The organism is Microbacterium sp. zg-Y818 (assembly GCF_030246905.1).
Lineage (GTDB): Bacteria > Actinomycetota > Actinomycetes > Actinomycetales > Microbacteriaceae > Microbacterium.
This window is the reverse complement of record NZ_CP126741.1, coordinates 1,443,096-1,466,206: the sequence shown is the minus strand read 5'-3', so window position 1 is coordinate 1,466,206 and position 23,111 is coordinate 1,443,096. Positions and strand designations below refer to the sequence as shown.

Below are 23,111 nucleotides of genomic sequence, written 5' to 3'. Positions count from 1 at the left end.
GCCCTCGGGGCGCGGAGGTCACCATGACGCCAGTGGCGCAGCGCGCCCGGGGCATCGCCCTGCGCGCCGCCGGCATCGCGGCATCCGTCGTCATCGTGCTGTGGGGCGCCGCCACCGTCGCCTTCCTGGCGTTCCGGGTGATCCCCGGCGACCCCGTGGACGTGATGCTCGGCCCGCAGGCGCAGGTGAGCGACGCCGTGAAGGACGGCATCCGCGCCGAGCTCGGGCTTGACCGCCCACCGCTGGAGCAGTACATCGCGTACCTGGGCCAGCTGCTGCGGGGGGACCTGGGGGAGTCGTACCAGCTGCGCATGCCGGTGGCCGAGGTCATCGGCCGCCAGCTCGGCGCCACGCTGCAGCTGACCGCCCTCGCCCTGCTCATCGCCGTCGCCGTGGCGTTCGCCGTCGCCCTGCTCGCCCGGGGGCGTGTGGCGCGCACCCTGACCGCGGGCGTCGAACTGGTGGTGCTTTCGTCGCCGGTGTTCTGGATCGGGCTCGTGCTGCTGAGCGTGTTCGCGTTCGGGCTCGGCTGGTTCCCGGTGTCGGGGTCGCGCAACCCCGCGACGCTGGTGCTGCCCGCGATCACACTCGCGCTCCCGGTGGCGGCGCTCCTCGGCCAGGTGCTGCGTGACGGCATCGAAGCCGCCGAACGCCAGCCGTTCGCCACGACGGTGCGCGCACGGGGCGCCAGCCCGACCCGGCTGACGCTGCACCACACCCTCCGTCACGGAGCGACGGGGGCCCTCACGCTGGCCGCGTACCTCGTCGGGTCGCTGCTGGGCGGAGCCGTGCTGGTGGAGACCGTCTTCGCCCGCCCGGGCCTCGGCCGGGTGACCCTCGCCGCGATCGCCGATCGCGATCTGCCGGTGATCACCGGCATCATCCTGCTGAGCGCGCTGGTGTTCGTCGTCGTCAACACCATCGTGGAGCTGGTCTACCCGCTGATCGACCCGCGCCTGCGCCGCCTGCCGTCGCCGGCGGCGCCGCGTACGGGGGTGCCGGCGTGAGGCCGGCGCAGCGGGTGCTCCTCACCGGAGCCGTCGCCGTGCTGGCGGTCGTGGCCGCGGCCGCGTTCGCGCCGCAGCTGTTCACCTCGCTTGATCCGCTGCAGACCGACGTGCGTCAGGCCCTCCTCCCGCCCTCGGCGGAGCATCCGTTCGGCACCGATCAGAGCGGACGCGACGTCTACTCCCGGGTGGTGCACGGCGCGGCAAGGTCCGTCGGCATCGGCCTGCTCGCCACCGCGCTCGCCTTCGGTGTCGGGCTCGTGGTCGGCTCGCTCTCGGGCGTCGCCCCCCGGGTGGTGGATGCCGTCGCGATGCGCGCCACCGACATCCTGCTGGCGTTTCCCGAGTTCCTCATCGCGCTCGTGGTGGTCGCCGTGCTCGGCCCCGGCCCGACCAACGTGGCGCTCGCCGTCACCATCGCCGCGGTGCCGGTATACGTACGGCTGGCGCGCGCGCAGACTCGCACGCTGCGGACGGCCGAGCATGTGGAGGCCGCCCGCATCCTGGGCGTCCGCCCGCCGCTCGCCTTCGTCCGCCACGTCGCACCGGGCGTCATCGGGTCGCTCAGCGTGCTCGCGACGATCGGCATCGGCTCCAGCATCCTCGCCGCCGCCGGCCTGAGCTTTCTGGGGCTCGGCCCGACCGAACCGACGCCGGAATGGGGCCTGATGCTCTCGGGCGGTCGCAACGTCATCGGGCAGGCATGGTGGGTGTCGGTGTTCCCCGGTGCGGCGATCACGCTCACCGTCATCGCCGCCACCGTCGTCGGCCGCATCCTGCGCTCTCGCGCCGAGGGGCGGCCGTCATGATCGCGCTGCAGGTGTCGGGGCTGCAGATCTCGATCGGGCCCGCCACTCCCGTCGCCGGCGTATCGCTCACCGTCGCCCCCGGTGAGTGCCTGGCGATCGTGGGGGAGTCCGGCGCCGGCAAGTCGCTGACCGCGCGTGCGCTGCTGGGTCTCGTTCCCGACGGCGCGCGCATGTCGGCCGACGAGCTCACCGTCGACGGCGTCGATGCGCTGCGGCTCGACGAGCAGGGCTGGCGCCGACTGCGCGGGTCGCGTGTCGCGCTAGTCTCGCAAGACGCCCTCGTCTCCCTGGACCCGCTCCGTCGCGTCGGCGCGGAGGTGGCCGAGCCCCTGCGCATCCACGAGCCGCGGATGTCACGCGCCGCCCGTGACGCCCGGGTCGAGGAGCTCCTCACCGACGTCGCCATGCCTGATGCCGCCCGACGGGTGCGGCAGTACCCGCACCAGCTGTCCGGGGGCCTGCGTCAGCGCGCGCTGATCGCCTCGGCGCTGGCGGGGGAGCCGGCCGTACTCGTCGCCGACGAACCCACGACGGCGCTCGACGCGACGGTGCAGGCCCGCGTGCTCGACCTGCTGCGCTCGATCGCCGACCGCGGCACGGCCGTCGTCTTCGTCAGCCACGACTTCGCCGCGGTGCGCCGGGTTGCCGATCGCGTCGCGGTGATGCAGGGCGGCAGATTCGTGGAGCAGGGCACCGTCGCCCAGGTGTTCGATGCGCCTCAGCACCCTCACACCCGCGAGCTCGTCGCCGCGTCTCACCACGAACCGCCGGCCGCGCAGCCGGACGCCCTTGGTGAAGAGCCGCTCGTCTCCGTGCGGGGGCTGTCGAAGTCGTTCGATCGCCCCGCGGTGCGGGAGGTGTCCTTCGACCTCCTGCGAGGACGCACCCTGGGGGTGGTGGGGGAGTCGGGTTCGGGTAAGACCACGCTGGCGCGGATGATCGTCGGCATAGAGCGACCTGACGCGGGCTCGGTCAGCATCGGCGGCGCGCAGTGGTCCCGGCGCGACGAGCAGGCGCTGCGCCGCCGGGTGCAGCTCGTGCACCAGAACCCGCTGGGCGCGTTCGACCCCCGATGGACGATCGGCCGTTCGGTGCGCGAGGCGCTCGCCGCAGGCGGGATGCCACGGTCAGGCCGCTCCGCCCGGGCCGCGGAGCTGCTGACTGAGGTGGGGCTGGATGCCGCCCTCGCGCGACGCCGGCCCGCGCAGCTGTCGGGCGGGCAGCGTCAGCGTGCCGCGATCGCTCGGGCGCTGGCGGTGGACCCCGAGGTGCTCGTGCTCGACGAGCCGGTCTCGGCGCTGGATCCCACCGTGCGGGAGCGCGTGCTGGCGCTGCTTCGCCGGCTGCGCGCCGACCGCGACCTCACGATGGTCTTCGTCTCGCACGACCTCGACGTGGTCGCCGCCGTCGCCGACGACGTGCTGGTGATGCAGGATGGCGCGGTCGTCGAGCAGGGACGGGTCGCCGACGTCTTCGCGTCGCCGCAGCATCCGTTCACGCGAGAGCTGCTCGCCGCCGGACGATGACCGGGCTGGCTCAGTCGCGCACCTGCACGCCGAGCGCCGCCGCGAACGACTCCGCCAAGGCGGATGCCTGGTGCGGCGCGAGGGTGGCGCCTCGAAGCGCCGCCGGATCGGTGTACCCCAGCGCCTGCAGTCCCCGCAGGTCGAGGTCCGTTGCCCGCATCTCGCGGGTGTCCACGTCGTCGGCCCGGCTTTCTTCGAACCGCACCCGCTCCAGCGTCGCGCCCGGCAGATCCAGCGAACCGATCACGCAGTCCGCGATCAGCAGGTCCGCCACGACGGCCTGGCCGAGCGCGAGGTAATCGATACGGGCACCGCGCACCTCGACGGCATCCATCTGCGCGCGGGAGAGGTCAAGGGTGCCGACGCGGCCGCCGGTGATCGCCACCGAGCGCCACGTGCCGCTGATGGCGGCGACCGTGGTGGCCCGCAGCTCCTCGATCGCGACGTCGATCAGCGTCGCCCCGGTGAGGTCCAGCCGATCCACCGCGCTCGCTCCGAGCACACACTCCACCAGCCGCGCGTGAGCGGCATCCACGTCGCCGGTGAGGCCCTCGATCCTCGTCTGCGACACGTCGCTGCGGCGGCCGAGCGTCGTCCCCGCCGACAGTCGGGGCGGCAGATCGGGGAGCGCCTGGCGGGGCGGACGGGGGCGGTTCTCGCGGGGCGGCATGCACTCCAGCCTACGGACGCGTAGAATCGGACGACCAGCATCGATCCGGCCATCACCGGGGAGCTCTCGGAAGAACGCGGGAAGCCGTCAGTAGAACCGAGCGGGGCAGGCCCGTCACAGCCGCAGTGAGAGAGGGTCCACGGCGTCAGCCGGGATCACGCGGGGTGGTACCGCGGCCTACGGGTCGTCCTCGCAGGACGCAATCGCAACCTGCTGGAGTGACATGACCTATCCCCGCCCCTCGATGAGTTCACCGAGCGCCGCGAGCGGTACGCCGTCGACGCCCGGCGCCTCGTTCGGCCCCGCCGCCGGCGTCGTGCCCAACCCGCGCTTCCCCGACATTGAGAAGGACGTCCTGGAGTTCTGGCGCAAGGACGACACCTTCCAGGCCTCGATCGCCCAGCGCGAGGGCGCTCCGGAGTGGGTGTTCTACGACGGCCCGCCGTTCGCCAACGGCCTGCCGCACTACGGCCACCTGCTCACCGGGTACGCCAAGGACCTCTTCCCGCGCTTCCAGACCATGCGCGGCAAGAAGGTCGACCGCGTCTTCGGCTGGGACACCCACGGCCTCCCGGCCGAGCTCGAGGCGATGAAGCAGCTGGGCATCACCGAGAAGAGCCAAATCGAGCAGATGGGGCTCGCGGCGTTCAACGACAAGGCGCGCTCGTCGGTACTGGAGTACACGCGCGAGTGGGAGGACTACGTCACCCGTCAGGCTCGCTGGGTCGACTTCGATCGCGGGTACAAGACCCTCGACACCAGCTTCATGGAATCGGTGCTGTGGGCGTTCAAGCAGCTCTACGACAAGGACCTCGCCTATGAGGGCCACCGCGTGCTGCCGTACTGCTGGCGCGACGAGACCCCACTCTCCAATCACGAGCTGCGCATGGACGACGACGTCTACAAGATGCGCCAGGATCCGTCGGTCACCGTCACCTTCCCGCTCGTCGGCGTGAAGGCCGAGTCGCTCGGACTGACGGCCGTGCGGGCGCTCGCGTGGACCACGACCCCGTGGACGCTGCCGACCAACCTCGCCCTCGCGGTCGGTCCCGACATCACCTACGTCGTCGTGCCGGGTGGCCCCAACGGGGCGGCGGACGTGCACGAGGACCGCGCCGAGGGGGAGTCGCACCGCTATCTGCTGGCCGAGGACCTGCTGGCCGGCTACGCCAAGGACCTCGGTTACGACAGCGCCGAGGACGCCCGCGCCGCCGTGCAGCAGACCGTGCGGGGCGCCGACCTCGCCGACGTGCACTACGACAGACTGTTCGACTACTACGCCGACGCCGAGGCCTGGGGAACGCAGAACGCGTGGCGCATCCTCGTCGACGAGTACGTCACCACCAGTGACGGCACCGGCATCGTGCACCAGGCCCCCGCGTACGGCGAGGACGACCAGCGCATCACCGAGGCCGCCGGCATCCCCCTGATCATGAGCCTCGACGACGGCGGACGCTTCCTGCCGCAGGTCTCCGACGTCGCCGGTGAGCTGTGGATGGATGCCAACCGGCCGCTGATCCGCCTGCTCAAGGCCGAGGGTCGCCTGCTGCGCGAAGCCAGCTACGCGCACTCGTACCCGCACTGCTGGCGCTGCCGCAACCCCCTCATCTACAAGGCCGTCTCGAGCTGGTTCGTGCGCGTGACGGCGATCAAGGACCGCCTGATCGAGCTCAACGAGCAGATCACGTGGGCGCCCGAGAACGTCAAGCACGGGCAGTTCGGTAAGTGGCTCGAGGGGGCTCGCGACTGGTCGATCAGCCGCAACCGGTACTGGGGCTCGCCCATCCCGGTGTGGCGCAGCGACGACCCCGCCCACCCGCGCGTGGACGTCTACGGCTCGCTCGAAGAGATCGAGCGGGACTTCGGCCGCCTGCCGCGCAACGCCGAGGGCGAGGTGGACCTGCACCGCCCCTACATCGACGAGCTCACCCGCCCGAACCCCGACGACCCCACCGGCCAGTCCACGATGCGCCGCATCGAGGACGTGTTCGACGTGTGGTTCGACTCCGGTTCGATGCCGTACGCCCAGGTGCACTACCCGTTCGAGAACCGCGAATGGTTCGACGAGCACGCCCCGGCGGATTTCATCGTCGAGTACATCGGACAGACCCGCGGCTGGTTCTACGTCATGCACGTGCTCTCGGGCGCGCTGTTCGACCGCCCCGCGTTCACGGGCGTCGCCTGCCACGGCATCGTGCTCGGCAGCGACGGCCTGAAGATGTCGAAGTCGCTGCGCAACTACCCGGACGTCTCCGAGGTGTTCGACCGCGACGGCTCCGACGCGATGCGCTGGTTCCTGATGGCCAGCTCGGTGCTGCGCGGCGGGAACCTGATCGTCACGGAGGAGGGCATCCGCGCGGGCGTCCGCGAGTTCCTGCTGCCACTGTGGAATACGTGGTACTTCTTCGCGACCTACGCCAACGCCGCCGGCGGTGCGGGCGGCCAGGGCTACGAGGCGACCTGGCGCACCGATTCGACGAACGTGCTCGACCGCTACATCCTTGCGCTGACCGGCGACCTGGTGCGCGATGTGGCCGTCGAGCTCGATGCGCTCGATTCCACCACCGCGGCGACCAAGCTGCGGGAGTTCGCCGAGGCGCTGACCAACTGGTACATCCGCCGGTCGCGCGACCGGTTCTGGACGGGCGTCGTACCCGGAGATGAGTCGACGAAGGAAGCCTTCGACACGCTGTACACGGTGCTCGAGACCGTCACCCGCGTCGCGGCGCCGCTCATCCCGCTCGTGTCCGAGCAGATCTGGCAGGGACTCACCGGCGGGCGCAGCGTGCACCTGCAGGACTGGCCCGACGCCGATGCGTTCCCCGCGGCATCCGACATCCGCACCGCGATGGACACCGTCCGCGAGGTCACGAGCGTCGCCAATGCGCTGCGCAAGCGCGAGGGCAAGCGGGTGCGTCTGCCGCTGCCGCGGCTGACGGTCGTGACGGCCGACCCCACCGGTCTCGCGCAGTTCGACGACATCCTTCGCGACGAGCTCAACGTCAAGGCGGTGCAGCTCGTCGAGCTGCGCGATGAGACAGCGGCCGAGTACGGCATCACCCATCGGCTGTCGGTCAACGCCCGCGCCGCCGGCCCCCGCCTCGGCAAGCAGGTGCAGCAGGTGATCCGCGCCGCCAAGGACGGCGACTGGTCGCAGCACGACGGTGTCGTCACCGCCGGAGGCGTCACGCTGGAGCCGGGGGAGTACGAACTGGTTCTCGAGACGAGCGGTCGCCCCGAGGGTGAAGCCCTGGCGCTGCTGCCCGGCGCGGGCTTCGTGCTGCTGGACACCACCACGACCCCCGAACTCGAAGCCGAAGGCTTCGCCCGCGACGTCGTGCGCGCCGTGCAGGACACGCGCAAGGCGGCAGGGTTCGAGGTGAGCGATCGGATCCGACTGCAGATCCTCTTCGAGTCCACGGCGGATGCCGCCGCACTCGAACTCGGTGTCGATGCCGCAGATGTCGCGGGCGAGACCCTGGCCGTGGACCTCGCCGCGCGCGTGGCGGGTCGCGACATCGAGGTGCCGGGCGACGCGTCCGACAACGGGTGGTACGCGGAGGTGTTCGGCTCGAGGCCCGACCACGTCGCGTACGTGCCGCCGGGGACCTATGCCAACGAGGGCGGCTTCCACGTCGCGGTGAGCCGGGTGAGCGCATGAGCGACCGCAGCAGGGCCGACGCCGTCTACGAGACGCTGCTCGCGCGTGCGGGCGAGCGCTGGGTGGAGCCCCGCAAGGAGCGCACCGGACGGCTGTTGGAATACCTCGGGGACCCGCAGCGCAACTATCGCGTCGTCCATGTCACGGGGACCAACGGCAAGACGTCGACGAGCCGCATCATCGAGTCGCTCATCCGTGCCCACGGGCTGCGCACCGGCCTGTTCACGAGCCCCCACCTGGAGCGGTTCACCGAGCGCGTCATGATCGACGGTGAGCCGATCGCGGACGCCGCCGTCGCCGACGCCTGGGACGAGATCGCGCCCTTCGTCGAGATCGTCGACGCCGAGCTGGCCGAGGCCGGGGAGGAGCCGCTGACGTTCTTCGAGCTGCTGACCGCACTCGCGTTCGTCGCGTTCTCCGACGCCCCCGTGGACGTCGCGATCATCGAGGTCGGCATGGGCGGGTCGTGGGACTCCACCAACACCGCCGACGGCGACGTGGCGGTCTTCGCTCCGATCGACCTGGATCACGCGGATCGCCTGGGCGGAACGATCGCCGAGATCGCCGAGGTCAAGTCCGGCATCATCAAGGACGGCGCGGCCGTCGTCTCGGCCCGGCAGGATGCCGCCGCCGAACGGGTGCTGCGTGCAGCGGCGGCGGCGCACGGCGCATCGATCGCGTTCGAGGGGCAGGACTTCGCGCTCACCGAGGATCACCTGGCCGTGGGCGGGCAGTTCATGGCGGTGCGCGGCCTTGCCGGCACCTACAGCGACCTGTACCTGCCGATGTACGGCGAGCACCAGGCGCACAACGCCGCGCTCGCGATCGCCGCGGTCGAGTCGCTGCTCGGGGCTGCCACCCAGCCTCTCGCGGCCGACGTGCTCACCGAGGGTCTGGCCGAGGCGACGTCTCCCGGCCGGCTGCAGCTCATCGGCATCGCCCCGACGGTGATCGTCGACGGCGCGCACAACCCGCACGGGGCGCACGCGCTGGCTGCCGCCCTGCGCGACGCGTTCGACTTCGACGAATGGGGCCTGGTGCTCGGCGCTCTCGCCGACAAGGACGTCGCCGGTGTCGTGGCCGAACTCGCCCCCCTGGCCGCACACGTCTTCGCGACTGCCCCGCAGTCCGACCGCGCGACGGACCCCGACGCGATCGCCGACCTCGCCGAAGGCCTCGGTCGGCAGGTGAGCGTGCACGCCGACATCGCCGAGGCGGGAAACGCCGCGCGGGAGTGGGCGGCGGCATCCGATCGGCGTGCGGTGATCATCGCCGGAAGCGTCGTGCTCGCCGGTGAGGCGATGACCGTGGCATCCGATGAGGACTGGAAGAGCGGGTGGCAGGCATGAGCGCCGCACGCACGCCCCGTCCCCGCCGCGCGCGCGGCGCCGCGGAGTCCCTCGGCTCCATCGTGCTCGGCTTCGAGGCGGTCATCGCGTTCCTCGCGGGGCTCGTGATCTACGGCCTGGACGCCCTGCCCGGCGGCATCGAACCGTGGTGGGGGATCGTCGTCGGCACCGTCGTGGCTGTGCTGATGGTGATCACCGCCGGCCTGTTGCGGCACCGGTGGGCGATCGCGGTCGGCTGGGTTCTGCAGGTCGTGGTCGCCCTCGGTGCGCTGATGGTTCCCGCGCTGCTTCTCGTGGCGCTCATTTTCGGCGGCATGTGGGCGTATGCCACCATCAAGGGGGCCTCTCTCGACCGACGCAACGCGCGTCTGGCCGCCGAGGCCGAACAGCGAAACGGAGACTGAGTATGTCCACCGAAGAAACCCTCGTCCTGATCAAACCCGACGGCGTCGCTCGCGGCCTGACCGGCGCGATCCTCGCGCGCATCGAGGCGAAGGGGTACTCCCTCGTCGACCTGCGGCTCGTCGAGCCCGACCGCGAACGGCTCGAGCAGCACTACGCCGAGCACGCCGGCAAGCCGTTCTACGAGCCGCTCGTGGAGTTCATGATGTCCGGCCCGTCGGTCGCGATCCGCCTCGCGGGCAACCGTGTGATCGAGGGATTCCGCTCGCTCGCCGGGACCACCGACCCGACGACGGCAGCTCCCGGCACGATCCGCGGCGACTTCGGCCGCGACTGGGGCGTCGCCGTGCAGCAGAACCTGGTGCACGGTTCCGACAGCCCCGAGTCCGCCGCCCGCGAGCTCTCGATCTGGTTCTGACCGGCGCTGCCGAGTGAGTATTCGGCCCCCGAATACTCACTCGGAGCGGCGAATACTCACTCGGCGTCAGAACTGAGCGAGCCAGTTCAGTTGCACCTGCGCGATCACGGCGACCACCGCGTACGTGAGGATCGCCATCAGCGGGACCCACGGTGCCAGGCGGCGGGCCCACCCCACGCCTGAGATCCGCAGGGCGTGCACGGTCACCGCGTAGAACGTCGGGATCGTCACCGCCCAGGTCACCATGCACCACGGGCAGAGCGTGCCCAGCGCGAAGACGCTCTGGCCGATCAGCCACAGGACGAACCCGAACGCGAAGGCCGTGCCGGCCCAGAAGCACCACCAGAACCACCGGGCGAACCGCGCGCCGGCCAGCAGCGCGAACCCGACCACGATCGGCGCGACCCAGCCTGCCAGTCCGATGATCGGGTTCGGAAAGCCGAAGATGCTGCCCTGCGCCGACTCGAGATTCGCCGTGCACTGCACCAGCAGACTGAAGTCGCAGGTCGCGATGGCCTCCGGATCCGCCAGCAGCGCGAACCGCTCCATGGTGAGGGAGAACGCAGCCCACCACCCGATCGCGCCGGCCACGATGAGCCACACGGCGAGGGCGGTAGGGCGCTCAGATCGGGTATCGGGCATGCCCGGATTATCCCATCGCCGCGCCAGGCCACACGCCGCGAGAAGACGCGCGAACACAAGACACGCCGAAAGTGCGATAATGGTCCCTGATGCACCCGCGGCCGCGCCGCGACCGCATCACCGAAGACTTCGGGCGATGAACGCCCAGCGCAGCCCGCCCATGAGCCGGCTGCAGACCGAGTGAGAGTTCGCGAGCCGCATCGTGAGAGACAGGCGACTGCGGCGCCGCACGAGATTTCGCCGGGCGACGCGCGGTGTCGCCCGCAAGGAGTACCCCGGTGATGACCGATGACACCCAGGCTGGCCACGATTCCGATCTTCAGGGCGCGCTGACGCCGCCGCTGTTCGACGTCGACACGCCCACCGAACCGGCAGACGCACCCGAGCCGGATGCCGCAGCGCAGCCGGACGACGCGACGGCGCCTGCGAACGCGAGCGACGAGACGGATGCCGCCGACGCCGCAGCCGCAGAGAGCCCCGCGCCCGCCGACACCGTCGCGGCGGAGGCGCCCGCGTCGACTGGCGACGCCGCAGTCGCTGCCGCCGACGACGTGCCGTCCGCGCCCGCATCGAGCGACGAGCCCGCAGCCGGGGAGGCGAACACCGACGAGGCGAACACCGGCGCCGCCGCACCCGATGAGGCATCCAAGGCCGCAGAGCCCGACAAGCCCTCAGGCCCGCTGACCGCCGTGAGCCTCGGCCTGCTGCCCGAGAACTTCGTCTCGGCTGTGACGACCGAGCTGCACTTCTACGCTCCCGAGGTCGTTCCGCTGCCGGCGGCTCCGTCCCGGCCCGGGCGACCTGTGGTCGACCAGGACGACGACGAGCAGCCGAGCGGCTCCTCGCCGCGACGTCGCGGCCGTCGCCGTGGCGGCGACGACAGCGACGACACCCCTCCGGCGCCCCGCCAGCGTGCGGTGGAGCTCATCACCGAGCCGCAGCGCATCAAGGGCTCCACGCGGCTCGAAGCGAAGAAGCAGCGGCGCCGTGACGGCCGTGAGGCGGGACGTCGCCGCACCGTCGTGACCGAGGCCGAGTTCCTCGCGCGCCGCGAGTCGGTCGACCGCGAGATGATCGTGCGATCGAAGAACGGGCGGGTGCAGATCGCCGTGCTCGAGGACAACGTGCTCGTCGAGCACTACGTCGCGCGCAGCCAGGACGCCTCGCTCATCGGCAATGTGTACCTCGGCCGTGTCCAGAACGTCCTGCCCAGCATGGAGGCCGCCTTCGTCGACATCGGCCGCGGCCGCAACGCCGTGCTGTACTCGGGCGAGGTCGACTGGGATGCCGTCGAGACGGGCAACCAGCCCCGCCGCATCGAGCTGGCGCTCAAGTCCGGCGACCGCGTGCTCGTGCAGGTCACCAAGGACCCCGTGGGCCACAAGGGCGCCCGCCTGACGAGCCAGATCTCCCTTCCCGGCCGTTACCTGGTGTACGTGCCCGGCGGTGCGATGAACGGCATCTCGCGCAAGCTCCCCGACACCGAGCGTGCCCGGCTCAAGCGCATCCTCAAGGAGGTGCTGCCCGAATCGAGCGGCGTCATCGTGCGCACGGCTGCCGAGGGTGCGACCGAGGACCAGCTGACCCGCGACGTGCAGCGCCTCACCAACCAGTGGGAGCACATCAGCAAGCAGGTCGAGACGGTGGGCGCTCCCGCGCTGCTGCACTCCGAGCCTGATCTGCTGGTGAAGATCGTCCGTGACGTCTTCAACGAGGACTTCACGAAGATGCTGATCCAGGGCGACGACGCTTACGAGACGATCACGAGCTACCTCGCCGGGGTTGCGCCGGACCTGCTGGACCGCGTGCAGCGCTTCGAAGGCGACCACGACCCGTTCGACGAGTTCCGCGTCACGGAGCAGATCGAGAAGGCCCTGGACCGCAAGGTGTGGCTTCCCTCGGGCGGCTCGCTCGTCATCGACCGCACCGAGGCCATGACGGTCGTCGACGTGAACACCGGCAAGTTCGTCGGCTCCGGCGGCAACCTCGAAGAGACCGTCACGAAGAACAACCTCGAGGCGGCCGAAGAGATCGTGCGCCAGCTGCGCCTGCGCGACATCGGCGGCATCATCGTGGTCGACTTCATCGACATGGTGCTCGAGACCAACCGCGACCTCGTGCTGCGGCGCCTCGTCGAGTGCCTGAGCCGTGACCGCACGAAGCACCAGGTCGCCGAGGTCACCTCGCTCGGCCTCGTGCAGATGACCCGCAAGAAGCTGGGCCTGGGACTGCTCGAGACGTTCAGCGAGCCCTGCGAGGTGTGCGCGGGCCGTGGCGTGGTCGTGCACCACGACCCCGTCGTGAAGCACCGCGGAAACGGCGGCAACAACGGCAACGGGTCGTCGGCACGTCGCCCGCGCCAGGCGGCGCCGGCAGCAGCTCCGACCGGCGGCACGCACGTCATCACCGAGGGCGTCAAGTCCGCTCTCGCGCAGATCGCGGCATCCACCATCCAGCCCTCGGCCGACGACGTCGCAGCCGCGCAGGCCGCGCTCGCCCCGGTGGCGGCAGCCGCGGCCGCGGCGGCCCCGGCGGCGGAGCAGCGCGAGGACCGTGAGCAGCGCGACGAGCGGGGAGAGCGCCCCGAGCGCGACCGTCCCGAGCGCAACGGCGATCGCCCCAAGAAGGCACGCAAGAAGCGCACCGAGAGCGCCGCGCCCAAGACCGAGAAGGACCTGCTGCTCGACTCCGTGCTGCAGGCGCTGCCCGAGCCGAAGGCGCCGGGTCAGGGGAGGGGTCGCCGCCGCGTGTCGACGGCCGCGCTCACCGGCACCCCGGTGCCGCACGTCGCCGACAGCAGCGAGTAAGCCTCAGCGCCGCGTGCGGGCCCGGTCACGGGCCCGCACGCGTAGCCCCGACCCGATGAGCCGTCGCACGAGTTCATGTCCACTGACGGGTGTGGCGCCGGCCGCGACCAGTCGAGCGTGCGCCGAGTCGGGAACGTCGTAGTGGTCGAGGTCGAAACTGCGCGAAGGGATGCCGTTGGCTGCGGCGAACGCGTGCAGCTCGTCGAGCGAGGTGTCACTGACCAGGTGCGCCCACATGCGGCCGTGGGCGGGCCAGCGTGGATCGTCGATCAGAATCGCCATCCGTCGATCCTAGGCCGCACGCACGACACGCGGCCCGGCCCTTTTGCGCATGTTGCCCAGCATCGGCTAAACTCGTCCCTTGGTGCGTGGCGTTTCTTCGTCGCAGGGCGGAACGCGCACGTCGGAGGCTCACAGCCACCGGCCAGGCACCCAGACTTATCTTTCCCAGAGCGAGTCTCGCAAAGACAACCGGAGCCTCGCGCTCCCGAACGAAAACAGGTGTGAAGTGGTTTACGCAGTTGTGCGCGCCGGTGGCCGCCAGGAGAAGGTCGAGGTCGGCACGATCGTCGTCCTGGACCGTCAGCAGGCGAAGGTCGGCGAGACCCTCGAGCTGCCCGCGGTCCTGCTCGTCGACGGCGACGCCGTCACGACCGATGCCGACAAGCTTGCGAAGGTCACCGTGACCGCCGAGGTCCTCGGTGAGTCGCGCGGCCCCAAGATTGTGATCCAGAAGTTCAAGAACAAGACCGGTTACAAGAAGCGCCAGGGGCACCGTCAGGACCTCACGCGCGTCAAGGTCACCGGCATCAAGTAAGCCAGGGGAGACGCAGAGATGGCACACAAAAAGGGCGCAAGCTCCACCCGTAACGGTCGTGACTCCAACGCTCAGCGCCTTGGCGTGAAGCGCTTCGGTGGCCAGGAGGTCAACGCCGGCGAGATCATCGTCCGCCAGCGCGGCACCCACTTCCACCCCGGCGCGAATGTCGGCCGCGGCAAGGACGACACCCTGTTCGCTCTCTCCGCCGGTGCGGTGGAGTTCGGCGCGAAGGGCCGCCGCAAGGTCGTCAACATCGTCGCGACCGCGGAGTGACCGCAAGGTCGCATTGAATATCGGCGGGGGGCGGGCTACGGCTCGCCCCCCGCTTGTTTGTACCAACAGCTGAGGAGCAACCCATGGTCACCTTCGTCGATAGAGTGACGCTCCATCTGCGCGCCGGAAAGGGCGGCAACGGCTGCGTGTCGGTCAAGCGTGAGAAATTCAAGCCGCTTGCCGGCCCCGACGGCGGCAACGGCGGCAACGGTGGCGACATCGTGCTGGTGGCCGACCCCCAGGTGACGACGCTGCTGTCGTACCACCACTCGCCGCACCGCACCGCGGGCAACGGCGGCTTCGGCATGGGCGACCACCGCTCCGGCGCGAACGGCGAGTCCCTCGAGCTGACGGTGCCGGTCGGCACGGTCGTGAAGGATGCCGAGGGCCAGACCCTCGTCGACATGGTGGAGCCCGGCGCACGCGTCGTGGTGGCCCCTGGCGGCCAGGGTGGCCTGGGCAACGCGTCGCTGGCCAACCCCAAGCGCAAGGCCCCCGGCTTCGCGCTCTTGGGAACCCCCGGGTGGGAAGGCGACATTCAGCTCGAACTGAAGACGGTCGCCGACGTCGCCCTCGTGGGCTTCCCGTCTGCCGGCAAGTCGAGCCTCATCGCGGCGATCTCCGCGGCGCGCCCCAAGATCGCGGACTACCCGTTCACCACGCTGCACCCCAACCTGGGCGTCGTGCAGGCCGGAGAGGTGCGCTTCACCGTCGCCGACGTGCCCGGGCTCGTCGAGGGCGCGAGCGAAGGCAAGGGCCTGGGGCTGGAGTTCCTCCGTCACGTCGAGCGCTGCACCGCGCTCGTGCACGTGCTGGACTGCGCGACGCTCGATCCGGGCCGCGACCCGCTGAGCGACCTCGATGTGATCCTCGCAGAGCTGGCCGCGTACCCCGTGCCCGAGGGCCAGACGCCGCTTCTTGAGCGCCCGCAGCTGATCGCGCTGAACAAGGTCGACGTGCCCGAGGCGAAGGACCTCGCCGACCTGGTGCGCCCGGAACTCGAGGCACGCGGCTACCGCGTCTTCGAGATCTCCGCGGTCAGCCACGAGGGACTGCGCCAGCTCACCTTCGCGCTGGGCGACATCGTCGCGCAGCACCGAGCGACCCTGGCGGCGACCCCCGCACCCGAGCGGGTCGTCATCCGCCCGAAGGGGTCGGAGAAGGAATTCGAGATCCGCGTCGAAGGCGGAACGTACGGCAACATCTATCGCGTGCTGGGCGCCAAACCCGTGCGCTGGGTGCAGCAGACCGACTTCCAGAACGAAGAGGCCGTCGGCTTCCTCGCCGACCGGCTCGAGAAGCTCGGGGTCGAGAACGGCCTCTACAAGGCGGGCGCGCAGGCCGGTTCCACCGTCGTCATCGGCGAGGGCGACGGCATCGTGTTCGACTGGCATCCCACGATGAGCTCCGCAGCCGAGCTCATGACCGCGCCGCGAGGCACCGACCCGCGACTCGATCTCAACCCGCGCCGCACGACGTCGCAGCGTCGCGAGCGCTACCACGAGCGCATGGATGCCAAGGCCGAGGCGCGCGCCGACCTCGAGGCCGAGCGCATCGCGCAGCGAAACGAGGAGAACGCACGGTGACCGTGACCGATCGCGCGGCGGTCCGGACGGCCCGCCGCCTGGTGGTCAAGGTCGGATCGTCGTCGATCAGCGGCGAGAACGCCGGCAAGATCCAATCGATCGTCGAAGCCCTGGCGGCAGCACACGCGCGTGGCGTCGAGGTGGTGCTGGTGTCTTCGGGAGCGATCGCCACCGGCATGCCGTACCTCGAGCTCGACGAGCGGCCCGATGACCTGGCGACCCAGCAGGCCGCCGCAGCGGTGGGCCAGAACATTCTGATCTACCGCTATCAAGAGGCTCTGCGCGCCTTTCGCGTGGTCGCGGGACAGGTGCTGCTCACCGCCGGGGACCTCGAGAACCCGACCCACCGCTCCAACGCCCGCCGGGCGATGGAGCGGCTGCTCGGCCTGCGCATCCTCCCGATCGTCAACGAGAACGACACGGTGGCGACCCATGAGATCCGCTTCGGCGACAACGACCGGCTCGCGGCTCTCGTCGCTCGGCTCATCGGGGCCGACGCCCTCGTGCTGCTCAGCGACATCGAATGCCTCTACACGCGCCCGCCCTCCGAACCGGGCGCGGAGCCCATCCGCCACGTGGAGTTCGGTGACGATCTCAGCGGCTTCGAGTTCGGCTCGGTCGTCGTCAACAGCGTCGGCACCGGGGGAGCGGCCACGAAGGTCTCGGCTGCTCGTCTCGCCGCGGCATCCGGGGTGGGGGTGCTTGTCACCAGCGCCGATCTCGTGGGGGAGGCGCTGGACGGGGCGGACATCGGCACGTGGTTCGCGCCGGGCCCCGTCGTCGCCGGTGCGATCACGGGCGCGGTAGATACCGACGCGATCACCCGCGGCTAAACTGGGCCGATGACCACCCTCACCGCCCCGACGACGGCGCGCGAGCGGATGATGCTCGCGCGTGAGGCGGCCCGCAGCGTCGCCCTTCTGGATGACGGAAAGAAGGCGGCCGCGCTGCACGCGATCGCCGACGCCATCGACGCCGCAGTGGACGAGATCGCCGCCGCCAACGCGCGGGATCTCGAGCGGGGACGCTCTGCCGGTCTGTCCGAGGGCCTGCAGGATCGACTGCGGCTGGATGCCGCCCGCATCGGCGCCCTCGCCGCAGCGGTGCGCGACGTCGCGGCACTTCCCGATCCGGTCGGCCGCGTGCTCGACGACCGACAGCTTCCCACCGGCGTGCACCTGCAGAAGGTCTCGGTGCCCTTCGGCGTGATCGGCGCCATCTACGAAGCGCGCCCGAACGTCACCGTCGACATCGCCTCGCTGGCGCTGCGCTCGGGCAATGCGGTGGTGCTGCGCGGCGGCACGGCCGCCGAGCACTCGAACGCTGCGCTCGTGCGCGTCATGCGCGACGCCCTCGCCTCGCAGGGGATCGACCCCGAGGCAGTGCAGACCCTCGACGACTTCGGCCGCGACGGCGCACGTGAGCTCATGCAGGCCCGAGGCCTCGTCGATGTGCTCGTGCCCCGCGGCAGCGCCCAGCTGATCGAAACAGTGGTCACCGAGTCGTCCGTGCCCGTCATCGAGACCGGCGCCGGCGTGGTGCACATCGTGCTCGACACCACGGCGCCGCTGGAGTGGGCGCGAGACATCGTCGTCAACGCGAAGGTGCAGCGCCCCAGTGTCTGCAACGCCGTGGAGACGGTGCTGGTGCTCGCCGACGCCGCCCCGCGCCTCGTGCCGCCGGTCGTCGCGGCGCTGCAGGCCGAGGGTGTCACGGTGCACGGCGACGACGCCACCCGCGATCTCGCACCCGGCGTCGTGCCCGTCACGGACGCCGAGTACGCCGTCGAGCACATGAGCCTCGACCTGTCGATGCGCGTGGTGGCAGACCTCGATGAGGCGCTCGCCCACATCCGCAGCTATTCGACCGGCCACACGGAGTCGATCATCACCACCGACGACGCGCGGGCTGAGAGGTTCCTCGCGGAAGTGGACTCGGCCGTGGTCATGGCCAATGCCTCGACCCGCTTCACCGACGGCGGCGAATTCGGCTTCGGCGCCGAGGTCGGCATCTCGACCCAGAAACTGCACGCCCGCGGCCCGATGGGCCTGCCGGAACTCACCACCACCAAGTGGCTCGCCCGTGGTGGCGGGCAGATCCGCGCCTGACGCAATAAGCTGGACACCGCGCCACCAACGCAACCCGAAACGGAGCCCGCATGACCCTCGCTACGATCACCGCCCTCGCTGCGGCGGAGACCGAACACCACGTCGGCCTCTTCGACAACGTCGGCTACGGCATCGTCGCGCTGGTGGTGTTCCTGCTGCTCGGGCTCGTCACGGTGTCGTTCCGCAACGTCGCCAACCGTCACTCGCCGAAGGCCGAGGCTTACGCCCGCACCCACGCAGACCAGCTGACGCAGGCGGGACACGGCCACCACTAGGCCTTCTGCATGACTTCTTCGCGACCGCGCATCGGCGTCATGGGTGGGACATTCGATCCCATCCATCACGGTCACCTGGTGGCGGCCAGCGAGGTCGCGCAGTCGCTCGATCTTGATGAAGTCATCTTCGTGCCCACGGGCCAGCCGTGGCAGAAGCATGAGGTCTCGGCGGCCGAGCACCGCTACCTGATGACCGTGATCGCGACGGCATCCAACCCGCGCTTCACGACCAGTCGCGTCGACATCGACCGTGGCGGGCCGACGTACACCACAGACACACTGCGCGATCTTCGGGCGCAGCGACCGGATGCCGAGTTCTACTTCATCACCGGCGCCGACGCGATCGCGCAGATCTTCACGTGGCGCGACCATGCCGAGCTGTGGCGGTTGGCTCACTTCGTGGCCGTCTCACGCCCCGGCCACGTGCTGAACATCGAGGATCTGCCCCCGGAGGGCGTCAGCCAGCTGGAGGTCCCGGCCCTGGCCATCTCGTCGACGGATTGCCGGGATCGCGTACAGCGGGGTTTCCCGGTGTGGTATCTCGTCCCCGACGGCGTCGTCCAATACATTGCGAAGCATCACCTCTATCGGAGCCAGGCATGAGCACACCCGAGCAGCCCACTCCGCCGCTGACGCGCAAGCAGATGCGCGAACTGCGCAACACGGCGGCGACACCGATCATCACGTCGACCGAGCCTCCCGCCGAGCCTCCCGTGGTGGCCACACCGCTGCCCCGACCGGCGACGCCGACGGCGGTGCCGCCCGCCCCCGAGCCCGACGCCAGCGTCGACCTCGATGCGCACCCGCTGACCCGCCGGCAGGCGCGACAGCAGGAGCGCATCCGCACGGCATCGGTCCCGGTCCTGACGTCGGAGCTGCTGGCGGCACACGCGGCGGAGAAGCAAGCGCAGAGCGCAGAAGCCGAGGCGCAGGCTGAGCAGTCTCAGGATGCCGCTGTGGAGGGCACGGGGGACCAGCCCACCGTCGCGACGCCTGATTCCGACGACGAGGCAAAGCCCGAGGCCGGCGAGCCCGAGATCACCGAGGCCGACGAAGAGGTCGTTGACGAGGTCGCCGACGAGCACGGAGTCGAGTCGGAGGTCGATGCCGCCGAGGTCATCGACGCGGCCGCCGAGGCTCCCGTCGTCAACAGCGCCCTGGGTGCCGACCTACTGGCGGGCGACGCCGCCGTCGAGCTGCCGGCATCCTTCGACAACATCCTCGCGCGGGGCGCCGGCAGCACCGGCAGTCTCGCGACCTCCAACGCGCTGATCCTTTCGCAGACGCCCTCGTCCGGGCCGCTCGTCGGCGCGGTCACCGCCACCGGCGAGGTGCTCATCACGGGCACGTTCGCCCTGCCGGAGGGCCTCGGCTCCAACGGCCACGCCCCGGGTGTCGCAGACGGCAAGGACGTCGACGCCGTTCTCATCGACGGCGAGCTGCCCGCAGCATCCTCACCCACCCCCATCGCGGCAAGCGCCGCTGTGAGCACGTCCAAGAGCGCTGGGGAGATCATCCAGCCGCCCGCGCCGGAGAAGGGCGGGCGACTCATGATGGCTCTTGCCATCACCGCCGGAGCCCTCGCCCTGGCCCTCATCGGCGTGCTCGTCTTCGCAATCACCACAGGAGTCTTCTCATGACCGCCAGCGCCCAATCGCGTGAAATGATCCAGATCGCCGCGCAGGCCGCAGATGCGACCGGCGGAGAGGACATCGTCGCGCTTGACGTTTCCGAGCCGCTGCCGCTCGTCGATGCCTTCCTCATCGTGTCCGGCAACAGCGAGCGCAATGTCGCCGCAATCGCCGACCGCATCGAGGAGAAGCTCCTCGAAGCGGGACACAAGCGCCTCCGCCGCGAGGGGCGTGAGCAGGCCCGGTGGATTCTGCTGGACTTCGGTGACCTCGTCGCGCACGTCTTCCACCAGGAGGAGCGCGTGTTCTACGGCCTCGAGCGACTGTGGAAGGACTGCCCGGTCATCCCGGTAGAGCTCCCCGCCACCACGTCGGCCGACTGAGGCTCACTGCAGGCAGAACTCGTTGCCCTCGGGGTCGCGCAGCTGGTAGTACAGCTCGGGCCACGGGCCCCAGTTCTGATCGACGAGTCTGACGACCTCGGCACCCAGCGCGACCAGTCGATCCTTCTCGGCATCCAGCTGAGCGCGGGTAGGTCGCCCTTCGGCGACCGTCTGCACGTCCAAGTGCAGCCGGTTGCGTCGCCGCTTCGGCCCATCGGCGTGGTGGAAGAAGAGTCTGGGACCGACGCCGCGCGGGTCTTCTGCGAGAGCCCGCGTGCCGAGATCCTCCTCGGTGAGCCCGGCGTCGAGCAGCTGCTGCCGCATCGGATCCTCCCACTCCAGGGGCGGATAGCCGAAGTCTCCCGCCCAGAAATGGGAGAGCGCGCGCGGGTCGTCCGCGTAGAAGGTGATATTGCCCAGGGTTGCCATACCGCACCTCTTCCGATCGAATGCGGGCCACTCTACGGACACGCCCGGACATCGCAGCGGATTCGGTTCCCCGCGCCGAGGTGTTGTAGGCTTAACGAGTTGCCGCGCGAAAGTGCGAGCATCGTCTGGGCCTGTGGCGCAGCTGGTAGCGCACCTGCATGGCATGCAGGGGGTCAGGGGTTCGAGTCCCCTCAGGTCCACCAAAACTCCCGGTAAAGTCCCAAATCTTCACTCCCTGATCAGGGAGTTTGAATGTTTGGTAGTCGTTTACTGGACTCGCCGCCCCTCCAGAGACGCGGTCCATCATCGCCGTGGAAGCGAAGGACTTTGAGATCGCGCGGACCGCGGCCGAGATCGCCAACGCGTGGGACAAGCTGTTCTCCGGAAAGTCGTCCCTATCGAACCCAGTCACGGGAGGTTTCGTTTCGGGGAAGGACCTCCTCGGTCCCTCCCGCGGTGCTCCTCCGTTCGTTTGGAAGACGTGTTGGGGTTGGGGACGATCGCGATTCGTCCTCGGTGTGAGCGACTGTTCGCGGCCAGTCGCCACCGACGCCAGCCAGATGGCACGCCCCCGGGAACGGCGCGAGTGACCCGGCATCACGCGTTGCCCATGGGTCACGATTCGCAGTCGCAGCTGTACGGGGCGAGTGGGGGTCTTTCGCAACTAGGCGGCGCCTCCTATCGTGCACGCATGGCCAACGCACAGCTATCTCCAGGGTTCATCGCCCCTCCCGCTGAGTGGACGGCCCCCAATGCCGCGGGGCCCTTCGATGACATGGTCGCTGTGCCGGGCTCACAGGCGCTGACCTATCTCGAAATCGCTCTTGCTGCCAGTGCAGAGGGCTCAAGCCTGCTGATGCGGCCGTCGCATTCTGACTATTTGGCGGGCGTGATCGAGACCGCGCGCGCGCTGGACGTGGATATCCGGGAGGTCGCCGGTACTGGGCCTTTCGGCCCGGATCTGGTCGTCGATCCCCCCGCTACGCTCGCCAGCGATGCGGTGTTGAGCATCAGCCAGCCCGACCTCGTTGCCCCCATCGCTGTCGGCCTGGCCGGCCTCGCCTCGGGCAGTGTGACCGTGACAATTCCCGAGAGCCGTTCGCGCCGTCCGATGGGCGAGGCGATCACGGTTCTACGCAGCATCGGTTGCGACATCAACGACGCGGGCAAATGGACTGTGCCGCTGACCGTGCACGGGCGCGGACACATACGGGGTGGCCACGTGGAGATCGACGTCAACCGTTCATCCCAGCTTGTCCAAACGCTGCTGCTGGCCGCTCCGCGGTTCGACGTCGGTCTGACGCTGCGCCACGTCGGCCAACCGCTGGGAAGCCTCCCCGACATCGACATGACGGTCGAAGCACTCCACCGCCGCGGCGTGTACGTCGACCAGCCGACACCTACCGAGTGGATCGTTCCTGCGGGCCCGGTACGGGCCAGAGCCGCGACCATTGAGCCCGATCTGTCACTTGCGGCACCGTTCGTCGCCGCCGCGATGATGGCCGGCGGCCGCGTATCCGTCCCAGCATGGCCCGCTCATTCAGCGCAGCCAGCTGCCCGGCTCGCCGAGATTCTGGTGCTGATGGGAGCACGCGCACGCCGACGGGGCGGAGCTTTGACTGTCACCGCTGGTGCCGAGCGCATCATCCGGCGCGTGTGCGTCGATGTGTCGGAGATCAGTGAACTCACCCCCATCCTGGCCGCCCTCGCCGCCTTCGCGGACGGGCCGTCGACTTTCACCGGACTGAAGCCCCGCACCGGGAACGAGAGCACGCACATCGACGCACTAGTGGACAATCTTCGTGCCATCGGCGGTGAGGTGGAGGAACTACCTGACGGTATCCGCGTGGTTCCCCGCCCACTTACCGGCGGGGTGTGGCGAGCCGACCATGATTACCACGTCGCCACCGCCGGAGCACTGATCGGACTTGCTGTACCCGGCGTCACCGTCGACGACATCCGTTCGGCGACTGCAGACCTGCCGGAGTACACGAAGATGTGGGAGCACTTGGTGCGCGGTTCCCGTGCCCGATAACGGTCCATGAGCGGGAGAAGAACGGCTGACCGGCATCAGGGTCAAGACATGCCTGCCCACCGTGAGCCCTCCTGGCCCAAGACCTCGCTCGAACAACTCCCACTGCTCGTCGTGAACGCCCGATACCGCGAACCCGTAGACCTCACCTTGTAAGCGTCCCGAGAGCCTCACCGAACACATGGGAGACACGCCCTAACGCCAATCATCCTCGTCGAAGTCGGCACAGGCGGGCCGATCGGTCTTGTCGTAGCAGAAGCCGACGACAAACCCACGATCGAGG

Annotated in this window: 22 protein-coding genes and 1 tRNA gene; 19 read left to right on the top strand and 4 right to left on the bottom strand. The window is 70.0% G+C overall.

The window, feature by feature from the left end:
• Nucleotides 1–23: 23 nt before the first annotated feature.
• The 3 genes from QNO21_RS06735 to QNO21_RS06725 are packed head-to-tail and all read left to right on the top strand — an operon-like array spanning nt 24 to nt 3,342.
• Complete coding sequence (locus QNO21_RS06735) at nt 24–1,007, top strand: ABC transporter permease (protein ID WP_257518994.1); 984 nt, start codon at nt 24–26, stop codon at nt 1,005–1,007.
• Nucleotides 1,004–1,816, top strand: a complete 813-nt coding sequence (locus QNO21_RS06730) for an ABC transporter permease (RefSeq protein ID WP_257518993.1) — start codon at nt 1,004–1,006, stop codon at nt 1,814–1,816. Before QNO21_RS06735 ends, QNO21_RS06730 begins: the two co-directional genes overlap by 4 nt.
• Entirely contained in the window at nt 1,813–3,342 is a 1,530-nt protein-coding gene (locus QNO21_RS06725) for a dipeptide ABC transporter ATP-binding protein (protein WP_257518992.1), read from the top strand. The genes QNO21_RS06730 and QNO21_RS06725 overlap by 4 nt, the downstream gene beginning before the upstream one ends.
• 10 nt (nt 3,343–3,352) lie before the next feature.
• On the opposite strand, the gene QNO21_RS06720 is transcribed toward QNO21_RS06725, so the two are convergent.
• Nucleotides 3,353–4,012: a hypothetical protein gene (locus QNO21_RS06720; RefSeq protein ID WP_257518991.1), complete on the bottom strand. Its 660-nt coding sequence runs from the start codon at nt 4,010–4,012 to the stop codon at nt 3,353–3,355.
• A 223-nt stretch (nt 4,013–4,235) separates the two neighbouring features.
• On the opposite strand from QNO21_RS06720, the gene ileS reads away from it, so the two are divergent.
• From ileS to ndk, 4 genes are read left to right on the top strand one after another with little or no spacing between them, the layout of a single operon-like run.
• Nucleotides 4,236–7,673: an isoleucine--tRNA ligase gene (ileS, locus tag QNO21_RS06715; RefSeq protein ID WP_285178415.1), complete on the top strand. Its 3,438-nt coding sequence runs from the start codon at nt 4,236–4,238 to the stop codon at nt 7,671–7,673.
• Nucleotides 7,670–9,022, top strand: coding sequence for a bifunctional folylpolyglutamate synthase/dihydrofolate synthase (locus tag QNO21_RS06710; RefSeq protein WP_257516681.1), 1,353 nt, complete (start codon nt 7,670–7,672; stop codon nt 9,020–9,022). Before ileS ends, QNO21_RS06710 begins: the two co-directional genes overlap by 4 nt.
• A complete protein-coding gene (locus QNO21_RS06705) occupies nt 9,019–9,426 on the top strand; it encodes a DUF4233 domain-containing protein (RefSeq protein ID WP_257518989.1) in 408 nt (135 codons plus the stop codon). The genes QNO21_RS06710 and QNO21_RS06705 overlap by 4 nt, the downstream gene beginning before the upstream one ends.
• A 2-nt stretch (nt 9,427–9,428) precedes the next feature.
• Nucleotides 9,429–9,842 carry a nucleoside-diphosphate kinase gene (ndk, locus tag QNO21_RS06700; RefSeq protein ID WP_257516683.1) on the top strand — a complete coding sequence of 138 codons (414 nt, stop codon included), beginning with the start codon at nt 9,429–9,431 and terminating at the stop codon, nt 9,840–9,842.
• A 66-nt stretch (nt 9,843–9,908) separates the two neighbouring features.
• Here ndk and QNO21_RS06695 read toward each other — a convergent pair whose 3' ends face one another.
• The gene (locus QNO21_RS06695) at nt 9,909–10,484 is read right to left on the bottom strand and encodes a vitamin K epoxide reductase family protein (RefSeq protein ID WP_257518988.1); all 576 of its coding nucleotides are present in this window, start codon (nt 10,482–10,484) and stop codon (nt 9,909–9,911) included.
• Between the two features lie 281 nt (nt 10,485–10,765).
• On the opposite strand from QNO21_RS06695, the gene QNO21_RS06690 reads away from it, so the two are divergent.
• Nucleotides 10,766–13,291: an Rne/Rng family ribonuclease gene (locus QNO21_RS06690; protein WP_257518987.1), complete on the top strand. Its 2,526-nt coding sequence runs from the start codon at nt 10,766–10,768 to the stop codon at nt 13,289–13,291.
• Between the two features lie 3 nt (nt 13,292–13,294).
• On the opposite strand, the gene QNO21_RS06685 is transcribed toward QNO21_RS06690, so the two are convergent.
• Nucleotides 13,295–13,573 carry a DUF4031 domain-containing protein gene (locus tag QNO21_RS06685; RefSeq protein WP_257518986.1) on the bottom strand — a complete coding sequence of 93 codons (279 nt, stop codon included), beginning with the start codon at nt 13,571–13,573 and terminating at the stop codon, nt 13,295–13,297.
• A gap of 226 nt (nt 13,574–13,799) precedes the next feature.
• Here QNO21_RS06685 and rplU point away from each other — a divergent pair, with 226 nt between their 5' ends.
• The 9 genes from rplU to rsfS all read left to right on the top strand — a co-directional run bounded on the left by rplU (nt 13,800) and on the right by rsfS (nt 20,367).
• Nucleotides 13,800–14,108, top strand: coding sequence for a 50S ribosomal protein L21 (gene rplU, locus QNO21_RS06680; RefSeq protein WP_257493390.1), 309 nt, complete (start codon nt 13,800–13,802; stop codon nt 14,106–14,108).
• Between the two features lie 18 nt (nt 14,109–14,126).
• On the top strand, nt 14,127–14,384 hold the full coding sequence (gene rpmA, locus QNO21_RS06675; protein WP_257516520.1) for a 50S ribosomal protein L27: 258 nt from the start codon (nt 14,127–14,129) through the stop codon (nt 14,382–14,384).
• 83 nt (nt 14,385–14,467) lie between these two features.
• On the top strand, nt 14,468–15,970 hold the full coding sequence (gene obgE, locus QNO21_RS06670; RefSeq protein WP_257518985.1) for a GTPase ObgE: 1,503 nt from the start codon (nt 14,468–14,470) through the stop codon (nt 15,968–15,970).
• On the top strand, nt 15,967–16,803 hold the full coding sequence (gene proB / locus QNO21_RS06665) for a glutamate 5-kinase (protein WP_257518984.1): 837 nt from the start codon (nt 15,967–15,969) through the stop codon (nt 16,801–16,803). The genes obgE and proB overlap by 4 nt, the downstream gene beginning before the upstream one ends.
• Nucleotides 16,804–16,812: 9 nt before the next feature.
• Entirely contained in the window at nt 16,813–18,078 is a 1,266-nt protein-coding gene (locus QNO21_RS06660) for a glutamate-5-semialdehyde dehydrogenase (RefSeq protein WP_257518983.1), read from the top strand.
• Between the two features lie 50 nt (nt 18,079–18,128).
• A complete protein-coding gene (locus QNO21_RS06655) occupies nt 18,129–18,353 on the top strand; it encodes a hypothetical protein (RefSeq protein WP_257516783.1) in 225 nt (74 codons plus the stop codon).
• A 9-nt stretch (nt 18,354–18,362) separates the two neighbouring features.
• A complete protein-coding gene (gene nadD / locus QNO21_RS06650) occupies nt 18,363–18,956 on the top strand; it encodes a nicotinate-nucleotide adenylyltransferase (protein WP_257516784.1) in 594 nt (197 codons plus the stop codon).
• Nucleotides 18,953–19,993, top strand: a complete 1,041-nt coding sequence (locus QNO21_RS06645; protein WP_257518982.1) for a hypothetical protein — start codon at nt 18,953–18,955, stop codon at nt 19,991–19,993. Before nadD ends, QNO21_RS06645 begins: the two co-directional genes overlap by 4 nt.
• On the top strand, nt 19,990–20,367 hold the full coding sequence (gene rsfS / locus QNO21_RS06640) for a ribosome silencing factor (protein ID WP_257514197.1): 378 nt from the start codon (nt 19,990–19,992) through the stop codon (nt 20,365–20,367). The genes QNO21_RS06645 and rsfS overlap by 4 nt, the downstream gene beginning before the upstream one ends.
• A gap of 3 nt (nt 20,368–20,370) precedes the next feature.
• On the opposite strand, the gene QNO21_RS06635 is transcribed toward rsfS, so the two are convergent.
• Nucleotides 20,371–20,796: a VOC family protein gene (locus QNO21_RS06635; RefSeq protein WP_257518981.1), complete on the bottom strand. Its 426-nt coding sequence runs from the start codon at nt 20,794–20,796 to the stop codon at nt 20,371–20,373.
• Nucleotides 20,797–20,923: 127 nt separating this feature from the next.
• Here QNO21_RS06635 and QNO21_RS06630 point away from each other — a divergent pair.
• Together QNO21_RS06630 and QNO21_RS06625 are read left to right on the top strand one after the other, a co-directional pair.
• Nucleotides 20,924–20,999: transfer RNA gene (locus QNO21_RS06630), tRNA-Ala, on the top strand.
• 488 nt (nt 21,000–21,487) lie between these two features.
• The gene (locus tag QNO21_RS06625) at nt 21,488–22,831 is read left to right on the top strand and encodes a 3-phosphoshikimate 1-carboxyvinyltransferase (protein WP_257518980.1); all 1,344 of its coding nucleotides are present in this window, start codon (nt 21,488–21,490) and stop codon (nt 22,829–22,831) included.
• The last annotated feature ends 280 nt before the right edge of the window (nt 22,832–23,111 follow it).

Coding starts and splice junctions, on each gene's coding strand:
- QNO21_RS06625 (WP_257518980.1), top strand. CDS start 21,488: ATGGCCAACGCACAGCTATCTCCAGGGTTCATCGCCCCTCCCGCTGAG.
- QNO21_RS06735 (WP_257518994.1), top strand. CDS start 24: ATGACGCCAGTGGCGCAGCGCGCCCGGGGCATCGCCCTGCGCGCCGCC.
- QNO21_RS06725 (WP_257518992.1), top strand. CDS start 1,813: ATGATCGCGCTGCAGGTGTCGGGGCTGCAGATCTCGATCGGGCCCGCC.
- ileS (WP_285178415.1), top strand. CDS start 4,236: ATGACCTATCCCCGCCCCTCGATGAGTTCACCGAGCGCCGCGAGCGGT.
- QNO21_RS06685 (WP_257518986.1), bottom strand. CDS start 13,573: ATGGCGATTCTGATCGACGATCCACGCTGGCCCGCCCACGGCCGCATG.
- QNO21_RS06645 (WP_257518982.1), top strand. CDS start 18,953: ATGAGCACACCCGAGCAGCCCACTCCGCCGCTGACGCGCAAGCAGATG.
- QNO21_RS06655 (WP_257516783.1), top strand. CDS start 18,129: ATGACCCTCGCTACGATCACCGCCCTCGCTGCGGCGGAGACCGAACAC.
- QNO21_RS06660 (WP_257518983.1), top strand. CDS start 16,813: ATGACCACCCTCACCGCCCCGACGACGGCGCGCGAGCGGATGATGCTC.
- QNO21_RS06720 (WP_257518991.1), bottom strand. CDS start 4,012: ATGCCGCCCCGCGAGAACCGCCCCCGTCCGCCCCGCCAGGCGCTCCCC.
- nadD (WP_257516784.1), top strand. CDS start 18,363: ATGACTTCTTCGCGACCGCGCATCGGCGTCATGGGTGGGACATTCGAT.
- obgE (WP_257518985.1), top strand. CDS start 14,468: ATGGTCACCTTCGTCGATAGAGTGACGCTCCATCTGCGCGCCGGAAAG.
- QNO21_RS06710 (WP_257516681.1), top strand. CDS start 7,670: ATGAGCGACCGCAGCAGGGCCGACGCCGTCTACGAGACGCTGCTCGCG.
- rpmA (WP_257516520.1), top strand. CDS start 14,127: ATGGCACACAAAAAGGGCGCAAGCTCCACCCGTAACGGTCGTGACTCC.
- QNO21_RS06635 (WP_257518981.1), bottom strand. CDS start 20,796: ATGGCAACCCTGGGCAATATCACCTTCTACGCGGACGACCCGCGCGCG.
- QNO21_RS06690 (WP_257518987.1), top strand. CDS start 10,766: ATGACCGATGACACCCAGGCTGGCCACGATTCCGATCTTCAGGGCGCG.
- rsfS (WP_257514197.1), top strand. CDS start 19,990: ATGACCGCCAGCGCCCAATCGCGTGAAATGATCCAGATCGCCGCGCAG.
- QNO21_RS06705 (WP_257518989.1), top strand. CDS start 9,019: ATGAGCGCCGCACGCACGCCCCGTCCCCGCCGCGCGCGCGGCGCCGCG.
- QNO21_RS06695 (WP_257518988.1), bottom strand. CDS start 10,484: ATGCCCGATACCCGATCTGAGCGCCCTACCGCCCTCGCCGTGTGGCTC.
- ndk (WP_257516683.1), top strand. CDS start 9,429: ATGTCCACCGAAGAAACCCTCGTCCTGATCAAACCCGACGGCGTCGCT.